General features: G+C 59.2%; 10 protein-coding genes. 4 read left to right on the forward strand and 6 right to left on the reverse strand.

Going from position 1 to position 9,867, the window contains the following annotated elements:
* Nucleotides 1–9: 9 nt before the first annotated feature.
* From FZF01_RS00240 to FZF01_RS00250, 3 genes are read left to right on the forward strand one after another with little or no spacing between them, the layout of a single operon-like run.
* Nucleotides 10–1,752 (forward strand): bifunctional protein tyrosine phosphatase family protein/NAD(P)/FAD-dependent oxidoreductase, encoded by a 1,743-nt coding sequence (locus FZF01_RS00240; protein WP_150276106.1) that lies wholly within the window; start codon nucleotides 10–12, stop codon nucleotides 1,750–1,752.
* Entirely contained in the window at nucleotides 1,749–3,530 is a 1,782-nt protein-coding gene (locus FZF01_RS00245) for a SulP family inorganic anion transporter (RefSeq protein ID WP_150276107.1), read from the forward strand. Before FZF01_RS00240 ends, FZF01_RS00245 begins: the two co-directional genes overlap by 4 nt.
* Nucleotides 3,527–3,907 (forward strand): rhodanese-like domain-containing protein, encoded by a 381-nt coding sequence (locus FZF01_RS00250; protein ID WP_150276108.1) that lies wholly within the window; start codon nucleotides 3,527–3,529, stop codon nucleotides 3,905–3,907. Before FZF01_RS00245 ends, FZF01_RS00250 begins: the two co-directional genes overlap by 4 nt.
* Nucleotides 3,908–3,943: 36 nt before the next feature.
* On the opposite strand, the gene FZF01_RS00255 is transcribed toward FZF01_RS00250, so the two are convergent.
* From FZF01_RS00255 to FZF01_RS00280, 6 genes are all read right to left on the reverse strand, one after another.
* Nucleotides 3,944–5,053 carry a HupE/UreJ family protein gene (locus FZF01_RS00255; RefSeq protein WP_150276109.1) on the reverse strand — a complete coding sequence of 370 codons (1,110 nt, stop codon included), beginning with the start codon at nucleotides 5,051–5,053 and terminating at the stop codon, nucleotides 3,944–3,946.
* Nucleotides 5,050–6,198 carry a tetratricopeptide repeat protein gene (locus FZF01_RS00260; RefSeq protein WP_188434317.1) on the reverse strand — a complete coding sequence of 383 codons (1,149 nt, stop codon included), beginning with the start codon at nucleotides 6,196–6,198 and terminating at the stop codon, nucleotides 5,050–5,052. Before FZF01_RS00260 ends, FZF01_RS00255 begins: the two co-directional genes overlap by 4 nt.
* Nucleotides 6,176–6,439 carry a hypothetical protein gene (locus FZF01_RS19465; RefSeq protein ID WP_223825331.1) on the reverse strand — a complete coding sequence of 88 codons (264 nt, stop codon included), beginning with the start codon at nucleotides 6,437–6,439 and terminating at the stop codon, nucleotides 6,176–6,178. Before FZF01_RS19465 ends, FZF01_RS00260 begins: the two co-directional genes overlap by 23 nt.
* Before the next feature lie 10 nt (nucleotides 6,440–6,449).
* Nucleotides 6,450–7,949: a DUF4331 domain-containing protein gene (locus tag FZF01_RS00270; protein WP_150276111.1), complete on the reverse strand. Its 1,500-nt coding sequence runs from the start codon at nucleotides 7,947–7,949 to the stop codon at nucleotides 6,450–6,452.
* A gap of 204 nt (nucleotides 7,950–8,153) precedes the next feature.
* Entirely contained in the window at nucleotides 8,154–8,894 is a 741-nt protein-coding gene (locus FZF01_RS00275) for an anti-sigma factor (protein WP_150276112.1), read from the reverse strand.
* Nucleotides 8,891–9,439 (reverse strand): sigma-70 family RNA polymerase sigma factor, encoded by a 549-nt coding sequence (locus FZF01_RS00280; protein WP_150276113.1) that lies wholly within the window; start codon nucleotides 9,437–9,439, stop codon nucleotides 8,891–8,893. Before FZF01_RS00280 ends, FZF01_RS00275 begins: the two co-directional genes overlap by 4 nt.
* 165 nt (nucleotides 9,440–9,604) lie before the next feature.
* On the opposite strand from FZF01_RS00280, the gene FZF01_RS19470 reads away from it, so the two are divergent.
* On the forward strand, nucleotides 9,605–9,867 hold a 263-nt coding region (locus FZF01_RS19470), incomplete at its 3' end, for a S1-like domain-containing RNA-binding protein (protein ID WP_263363742.1).

Genomic DNA, 9,867 nt, shown 5'->3' on the forward strand with positions numbered 1-9,867 from the left:
GAGATAACCATGGACTCGCTCAAGCGCCTTAGCCCTTTCATTGCCGTGGCGGCCCAGTTGCAACCGGCGGATATGGGCACCCTGGCTGCCGCAGGATATCGCACTGTTATCAACAACCGTCCCGACAACGAAGAGGAGGGGCAACCCACCTCGGCCGAGATGCACGCGGCCGCCAGGGCCAGCGGACTTGAATACCATCACCTGCCAGTCACTTCGGGGCAGATCACGGATACCGACGTAGCTGGCTTTACCGAGCTGCTCAATCAGGTACGCGGACCGGTTCTGGCTTTTTGCCGAACAGGTACCCGCTCCATCTCGCTTTGGGCATTGAGTGAAGCGCACCATATTGACCCTTTGGCGCTATTGGCCGCCGCTCGGGGGCAGGGTTACGACCTTACCGGTCTTGCTCCCCGGCTGGAGCTGTATTCGCAAACCACCCCAGGCCCCACGCCTACCGCGAGCATCAGCGCTACCCAACGCTACGACGTACTGGTGGTCGGGGGCGGTGCCGCCGGCTGCGCCGTGACGGCGAGCCTGTTGAAGCGCGATCCACACCTGCGCATTGCGGTGGTTGAACCACGGGAGCAGCACTATTACCAGCCAGGCTGGACCCTGGTCGGCGCTGGCATTTTTGACCGGGCTCAGACCGAGCGACCCATGGGCAAGTGCATTCCCCAGGCTGCCCAGTGGATACGCTCGGCGGTGGCGGCTTTCGAGCCGGACCAGCAGCGGGTGGTGTTGGAGGACGGCAACCGTCTCGGCTACCGGACCCTGGTCGTGTGCCCCGGTCTCAGCCTGAACTGGGATGCCGTCGAAGGACTCAGGGAAACCCTGGGCAAGAACGGGGTGACCTCGAACTACAAGTTCGAACTGGCGCCCTATACCTGGCAGCTGGTACAGAATCTGCGGCGCGGCCGCGCCCTCTTCACTCAGCCGCCCATGCCGATCAAGTGCGCCGGCGCGCCACAGAAAGCCATGTATCTGTCCTGCGACTGGTGGCAGAAACAAGGCGTGCTGTCTGACATCGATGTGGAGTTCTGCTCGTCCGGGGCCGTGCTCTTTGGTGTTTCCACCTTCGTGCCACCGCTGATGAACTACATCGAACGCTACGGAGCGCAGCTCAGTTTCAATACCACGCTGACCGCAGTCGACGGCCCTGCGCACAAGGCCTGGTTCAAGCAGGTGGATGCTCAGGGCAACAGCCAGACAGTCGAGAAGTCATTCGATTTTCTGCATGTGGTGCCCCACCAACAGGCGCCCGCCTTTGTCAGTCAGAGCCCCCTGGCGAACGCTGATGGCTGGGTGGAGGCTGACCACGAAACCCTGCGCCACCCGCGCTATGGCAACATCTTCAGTCTGGGCGATGTGTGTGCCGCACCGAATGCCAAAACAGCTGCAGCTGTGCGCAAACAGGCCCCGGTAGTGGCCGAGAACGTGATTGCGGTTCTGGCGGGCAAAGGCCCTCGCGCCCTGTATGACGGCTACGGATCCTGCCCGCTAACCGTTGAGCGAGGCAAGGTGATACTTGCCGAATTCGGTTATGGCGGAAAGCTCCTACCCACCTTTCCGCTGGACCCTGTCGTCCCGCGGCGGCTGGCCTGGGACCTGAAAGTGAAAATGATGCCGGGCATCTACTTCGACATGATGCTGCGTGGCCGCGAATGGCTGGCCCACCCCAAGCACCTGCCCCACGAACCGCTGGCGGTTGAGGCGCCCCCGGCATGCGATTTTGGCAAGGAACAGGGCAAATGAAACTACGCCATTGGTTACCCTGGCTGGACTGGGGCCGCCAATACAATCGAACCACCGCCGCCCAGGATGGCCTGGCGGCGGTGATCGTAACGCTGATGCTGATCCCGCAGAGTCTGGCCTACGCCATGCTCGCAGGCCTGCCCCCGGTCACAGGTTTGTATGCCAGCATCCTGCCCCTGCTGGCCTATGCCCTGTTCGGCTCCAGCCGCGCTTTGGCCGTGGGCCCTGTCGCTGTGGTGTCTTTGATGACCGCTGCGGCACTGGGCCCGCTGTTTCCCGCAGGCAGCGCAGAATACATCGGCGCGGCTATGCTCCTGGCGTTGCTCTCGGGCGTGATCCTGAGTCTCATGGCGGTGTTGCGCCTGGGCTTTCTGGCCAATTTCCTCAGTCATCCGGTTATCTCGGGCTTTATCAGTGCATCCGGCATTCTGATCGCAGTGGGACAGCTCAAACATATATTCGGCGTTTCTGGTTCAGGCGGGAACCTGCTACAGATCTCATCGTCGTTATGGCAGTCGCTTCCGCAGATTCATCTACAGACGCTGCTGATCGGCCTTCTCAGCCTGGCATGGCTATGGTGGGCACGGAGCCGGCTCAAACCGCTGCTGCAACACCTGGGTCTGGGCGCCGGAATGGCGGGCAACCTGACCAAAGCCGGGCCTGTACTGGCCATCATCACCGCCATTTTGGTGGTGACTGTTCTGCAACTGGATGACTCCGGGGTAAAGGTGGTGGGAGTTATTCCCCAGGGTCTACCGGGGATGATGACCCCAACGCTGGATCTGCAACTGGCGATAGTCTTGTTGCCGGCGGCGCTCCTCATCAGCCTGGTAGGCTTTGTCGAATCCGTCTCCGTGGGGCAGACCCTGGCCGCCAAACGGCGCCAACGGATCGAACCCGATAGCGAATTACTCGGCCTGGGAGCGGCGAATCTGAGCGCGGCTTTCAGTGGCGGGTATCCGGTTACCGGCGGCTTTGCCCGCTCGGTGGTGAACTATGATGCAGGCGCCCAGACACCCATGGCAGGGGTTTTTACTGCTGCCGGCATTGGCCTCAGCGTCATGTTGTTGACCCCGTTACTGCACAATCTGCCACAGGCGGTGCTGGCGGCCACGATTATTATTGCGGTGCTGAGCCTGGTCGATCTCGAATCGCTGAAACGCACTTGGCGCTACTCGCGTCCGGATGGGGCCGCGCAGGCAGCGACTCTGTTGGGCGTGCTGCTCATCGGAGTGGAAGCAGGCATCCTGCTGGGCGTCGGGCTTTCGCTGATGCTTTTTCTCTGGCGCACCAGTCAGCCCCACATGGCGGTAGTCGGCCAGGTGCCGGGGAGCGAACACTTTCGCAATATCGAGCGTTTTGCGGTGGTCGAATCGCCCGATGTACTGTCGCTGCGGGTCGATGAAAGCTTGTACTTCCCCAATTCCCGCTATCTGGAAGAGCGCATTGCCGAGCTGATTGCTGCCCGGCCGCAGGTACGCCATCTGGTGTTGATGTGCCCCGGGGTGAATCTGATCGACGCCAGCGCGCTGGACTCGCTGGAAAATATCGTAGAGAGACTTCGCACCGCGGGGGTTCAGTTGCACCTTTCCGAGGTCAAGGGCCCGGTAATGGACCAACTCAAGCGCTCGAGTTTTCTGCAGGATTTTGGCGGCCAGGTATTTATCAGCCAGTTCCAGGCTCTGCAGACGCTTTCACCGCAAATCGCCCTGGATACCCTGAAGCAGGGAGCGCATATTGCTCATCTACCCACTCAACTCGAGAGGCAAGCGCCATGAAAAATGCACATGACCTGGTAACCGATGCCAAGACCCGAATTCAGGAGGTGTCCATACAGGACGCCGAGGCGGCAATTCGCGACGCGGACGCGCTGATTGACGTGCGCGAAAGCGACGAATTTGCTGCCGGGCATATTCCCGGAGCAGTGCACATCCCACGGGGCATGCTGGAGTTCAAACTGAGCAATGCGCCAGAGCTGTCAGCGCGCGATCTCAAGCTGGTGCTCTACTGCAAGACCAGCGGACGCGCCGCACTGGCCGCCTGCTCTCTACAAGAGATGGGCTACATGAATGTGCAGTCCATCAGTGGCGGCTTTGACGCCTGGAGCGAAGCAGGCAAACCGGTTGTAACGCCGAGCCTGCCCTCTTTCGACTGAGACCTCTCTCAGCACTGCAACAGCACCGCGTGGTGCTTAGAGAGGTACCCGCTCCCACGCCCAGACTGTGCCAGTCAGCGCGACGACGGCCACCCCGATCGGCATCACTACTCGCTGATAAATCCACTGATTGCGCAGCAGAAAAATCACCGGCACCACCGCTAGCACTACCGCCAATTGAGCCAGCTCAACTCCAACATTGAAGCTGGCCAGGGCGACTAGCCGAGATGACGTGTCACTCAAGAAATCACCCAGCACGCTGGCAAAGCCAAAGCCATGAATCAGACCGAAACCAAAACCGACGAGATATCTTCTGTGCCCCAGAAACGGCCAGATGATATTCACCGCAGCAGCAACGATGGACAATGCGATGAAGGTTTCCACCCAGGCGATGGGCAAGCGGACCACACCCAGGGTGGCGATGACCAGGGTCACCGAATGAGCAGCGGTAAAGGCGGTCACGATCAACGCCACGTCCTTGACTGCAGCCCCGAGCCGGTCTTCTACCACCCAATGGCCCTTTTCACGCCGCACCGCAGCGGGCAACAACAACGCCAGCAGAAATAGCATATGGTCGTAGCCGATCCACAGGTGCACCATCCCTTCCCAGATGAAGTCACCTGCGGTTTGCCAGACACTGGGCACTTCGGCAAAGGTCAGGGTGCGTTGGTCAGGGCTCAGTACCGCCAACCGGTCATTGCCCTCGATCCGCGTCATCACCAGAGCACGATGCAATGGGTCCTGATCAAAAAATACGTTGTATTTCAACTGTGACGGAGCGACTTCCGAATGCAGGCAGTCAGGACGAAATTCCACGGCCAGGTAATTGCCGTCGCTGTGACGGGTGATCCCCGCCAGGCGCAAATCCAGCGGACACTCCAGATCACCAGACATAACCTGTAGTCGCGAAGCGAGGTAATTTCTTACGCTGGCTTGCCGATCCACCACTTCGCCCCAGAGCACCTGACCGTCGCCATTGCCGTCTAGCGGAACGGCGCGCGCCAGGTCAACCAGTGCTATATCCAGCCGACCGGGAGCCTCGACGAAAGCCGGTTGCCAATACAGGAAGCTGTCGCTGGCCTTATGTGCATGTGCCGCGCCCGCCATGACGAAACTGAGAATCACCAGGATGATTGAGCTTTTCATAACGTACTTTCCCCATCACGCAGCTCAACAGCAAAATTGGGGCTCTTACCCGCTCTGGCCGCAGCACGTATCAGAAGTTCACGATCTGGATGAGCACGCTGAGTCTCCCAGTTGGCAAGGGCCATTTCCAGAGCCGCATCGGCATCGCCTTTTACGTCCAACAGAAAACGTGCGTATTCCCAATGGTGCAGGTTTTCTCCACGCCAACGCGCCTCCCTGAAACGCTCATCAAGCTCGGAAACCAGGCCAGGCTGCTGGGGATCATCGAGGCGGGTCAAGGCGATAGCCCGTAATACCGCAAGGGTGTCTATCTCATTGAATCCGTCCGTAATCACGAGAACTTCCGCGGGCCTGCCCTGGGCCAATAGCCAGTCGGCGTAGCGTGCCCGACGATACAAATCATCAGGGGCCTGCAGCAGACCGCGCTGCCAGTAACCATCGGCCTCGGGCAGACCGAGCCGTGAAGCCATTTCCGCCAGTGTAATGAGCGCGTAGTCACGCTCGATAGCGCCAGCAGAACCAGAGACATCGAGCCTCTGGCGTAAAAGATCATAAGCCTGACGGGGCTGAGCCCCGAGGCTGGCCAGCTCCTGAGTGCAGCTTGCAGACAACAGACCTGGCCGGGGCTGAGCGAGCTTGTTACAGGCAAGCTCAGCCGCCACAAGATCGTTGCGTACCATGGCGATGCTATAGCGGGTAAGCCAGGCTTGACGATTATCGGGCTGGGCCTTTAGCACCCGTGCGAGATCCGCTTCCGCCTGATCAAACCGGTGCAGCCGTTGGTGGATGGTTGCCCGCATGAGGTATACATCCGGGGTCCATCGATCCTGCGGCAGTTGGTTCAGCAAACCCACGGCCAACCCCAACGGGCGCGGACTGCCGGTAGTTCGGGACAGATCGATAAGGCCGCGTAGCTCCTTGGCCAACCTGTCCGGTGAGCGCAAGGCCACTGGCAATACAGCGCTGGCCGCGGTTGCCGCCGCAGTTTCCTTGACGGAGAGAACAACGGCATCACGGGCAGGCAGCTTGATCTCGGTACCTATCGCACCCGCCCATCCAGCAAGAGGAAAACACAGCATACCCAGGATGGGGAAAACGCCGGGGCGCAAGCCCCGGCCTCCCTTATTGCTGACTGAGAAGATCATCAAACGCTCCTTCGTTTTCCTGATCGTCATAGGTAATGGTGAGGTCGTTGATGGCAACGGGCTCTGCGGTCTCACTGGTGCCAGCAAAGATATCCTTGACCAGGGCCGTGAACGACTGCGTGCCTTGTCCCCCGCCCCCATCAACGCCTCCGCCCCCAGCAGAGCCGCCGCCACCACCGCCACTCAGACAGCCGGTGAGCAGCCAACCAGCCAGACTTAACATGCATAGTGTCTTGATCATGTCAGTCTCCTTAGTTGGGTGAGCCGGGCAGCGGTGTGCTCAGGTAAGGAAAGGATGACTGCAGACCGTTCGGATCTACCTGCACGCCATCGGTGAAGGGCGCCTGGTTGTTTGGCGCAACAGTCGAGTCGGCGATCAGCGCGCCCATGGCGACTCGCAGGGATACATCAACAACGTCGTCAATTGGTCTGCGACCATTGGGGAAGCCCGCGTTATCACCGCCGAGAACGCCAAGATCATTCTGGAAGCCCGGCTGTGTTACCTCGATCTCGGGATTGAGGCGCAGCATTTCCGAGGTAACTACACCCTGGGGCTGGTTGACAGCAGGCACGCCGGTGAGAAATGCGCTGACCAGATCGGTGCGCGGGAACATATTCGGAGCCACTGCGGTGCCCTGGAACAGGATCTCCAGCAATTCGGGCAGCGTTGGATGCGTTACATAGGTAGCAAACTGTCCATCGTCCTTCGGTTCGCTGGCGTTGAATGCGTCCTTGTCCTTGAGACCAATGACAACTTCATTGACCAGAGGCATGCCCAGACGGGAAACCTGAGTGAAGGCGCCGCCTTGGATACTCGCTCCCTTGGCGTTAGCCATTGGCTGAGGGTTCAACACACGGCCTTGAGGCAGGCTGGCAGTTGTCCAGGCGCCAATTACTTTCTGGTTGTTGCTATTGGCCGCGGTGCCGGTCAGGCAGGACGTGGGCACTTCCAGCGCCAGCGAGGTGACATTCTTGTCTGCCAGATCGTTGGCCTCGGCGTTACGGCCACCCAGCGGGTTGGTGTTGACCAGATCGAATATCTCGCCAAGGTTTACGGCAAAAGCTTCCTTGCGCTGACCTACAAATACCCGGGCAGTCCCGTTGCAACCGGGGATGATTGCATCGTAGACATGATCATTGGCGTAGGCTTCGTAATCACCTATCGACTTGTTGCCTATATTATCCACCGGCTTGCTGAACGTAGCGGACTGATCGAAGGCGTTCATCACCGTTTCGGCTGTGCCCGTGCGGCGGTCGCCACGAATCACCGTCAGTTCGTAGGTCTGTCTCATCTGCACTGCGGCGGTTTGATCAGCAGACGGTCCGATTCCACCAATATTCTTCAGCGGTACCGATACCTTTTGCGTAGCACCATCGTTACCGACATCCAGCTGCAGATCCTGCTTCACATCAGTCATCTTGAAGCGAAAAGTAATGTCTTCCTCTGCATTACCGGTGTTGTCGATATGAATTTCATAGATCGCATTGCCATCCAGATCAAAATAATTGGGGCCGCCGTAGGCGTCCTGAAGAGGCAGATAATTAGCAATCATTGTCACCGTATTTTCACGGCCGAGCTCATAACTGCGGAACATGTAAAAATCAGTGCCATCCACCTTGGGCACTTCAGTAATAAACGGTGCTTCGCGGTGACTGGAGGCCAAGCTGATGGCCGAGCCAAAACCCGCACCAATTAGAATGCTGGCCACGACGGATTTTGCCAAAAGGGAACGCGTGTATTGCCGGCTCATGTGAACCTCCTTCTCTGTTGTTTTTGGATACCTCAATGGATATACGCAACGAGTCGGAAAACGGACGCAGCACAAGTTGATTTTATTTCGGATACCACCAGATCCCGCGGAAGATGTCGCCAGAAGGCCGGGGGAGCTTTGCAGAGGAGCGCCGGCCAGGGTGCGTTGCGCTACGCCCGGCCGGTCGGATATTGAGGAGTCAGGTCAGATGTCTGCCAGTACGCCCTGGGCGACCACAGGCCCCGTGGGCAGTCCCGTTGGTGAGCCGCCGGGCGGTTCCAGGGATATGGCAAATACGCTGTTGGCATTGGCCAATGCCACAAGCTCTTCGGGGACAGCCAGACGCGCCGCACCATCAGCCGGCAACAGGCCAAGCGACTGCGGAGGGAGGTCACCGGCAATCAGCCAGAGCTCGGCATCGCGGCCTTCGAGCTGAATCTCTGCCGCCGGAACCACCACCAGGCTGCGCCGGCTGGCGTCCAGGGTAGCGGTATAAACCACCTGGCCGGTTTCCAGCTGCAGTGCCGCGGTCAGCATGCTGTCGATGGGCTGCAGGCTGTCTTCCCGGGGCAGCATGACCACCAGCAACAGCGCCATGAGCAGCGCTGCAGCAGCACTTCCCGCGGTAAGCCAGCGCCATGCATTCAGGCTTTCCCAAATGCTACCTCGACCTTCGGGTCGGGAGCGAACCGCCTCTTCGTGTCGCGGATTCTGACCAAGACTGTCGCGGATGCGCGCCCACACATATTCCGGTGGCGTCTGGTCGGCTATCTCTGCCAGCATGGGCGCGAGGTGCGCGTGCCACTCGGCCAATCGCTCAGCGTACCCGGCGTCCGCAGCAAGCTGCGCCTCGACGGATCTGCGTTCATCGGCTTCCAGCACGCCAAGAGCGTATTCTGCCAGACGCTGGTCGTCTTCTTCACTTATTAATCGGGTCGTATTCATTGCTCCAGGCACGCCTTGAGGCTCATCAAGCCACGTCGAATCCAGCTTTTCATTGTTCCCAGGGGCACACCAGTGCGGGCAGCCAGATCATGGTAGGTACAACCGTCGAAAAAGGCGGTTTTGATGACGGTGCGATGCTGGGTCTGCAGGTTGGAAAGGCAATTATCGAGCCGCTGCTGATCGCTGGCTAACTCGACTGGGTCGGTTTTTTCCGGCTCCGGCAATTGGTCAAGGTCAACCGGGTCCATATGCCGATCCACACCACCAAGACGTAAACGATCGATGCACTTGGAGCGCGCAATTGTGGTTAGCCAGGTAATCGGCTTGCCACGCTGGGCATCGAATTGGGCAGCCTTGGCCCAGACGGTTATATAGACTTCCTGAAGCACGTCTTCAGCATCGGTGCCTTGCAACAGCATGCGTTTGCAGATGCCGAAAAGCTTGGCGCTGGTCAGTCGATACAGGCGTTCGAATGCCTGTTGATCCTGCCGCGCGGTGGCCATAAGCAACCCAGCTATGTCAGAAGGGTCTTGCGCTTCGTCCATTAGGATTGATGTCCTTTTTTGTTTTCGACATTTCGGTCCGGGATTCTTGGAATCTAGCAGCTATTGCCAGGCCCGACTACTGGAACTATGGGTCGGTTGTTCCCGATCTTACTTGAACTACCCGCGGCCCTGTTACACTGCCGTTATTTACCGAGAGATTGCACCATGGCCTTGATCGGGCGCTACAACAGTTTGCAGATAGTCAGTCATGTGGGCTTCGGGCTTTATCTGGATGGCGGCGCGGAGGGCGAGATTCTGCTGCCCAACCGCTACATCCCCAAGGACCAGCCGACCGAAGAGGAAGACTGGCTGAATGTGTTCGTTTACCTGGACAGCGAAGACCGGCTGATCGCGACCACCGAGACGCCCAAGGCGCAGGTCGGCGAGTTTGCCAGTTTGAAGGTGAAGGAGATCAACAAGATTGGTCT

The organism is Halopseudomonas salina (assembly GCF_008641105.1).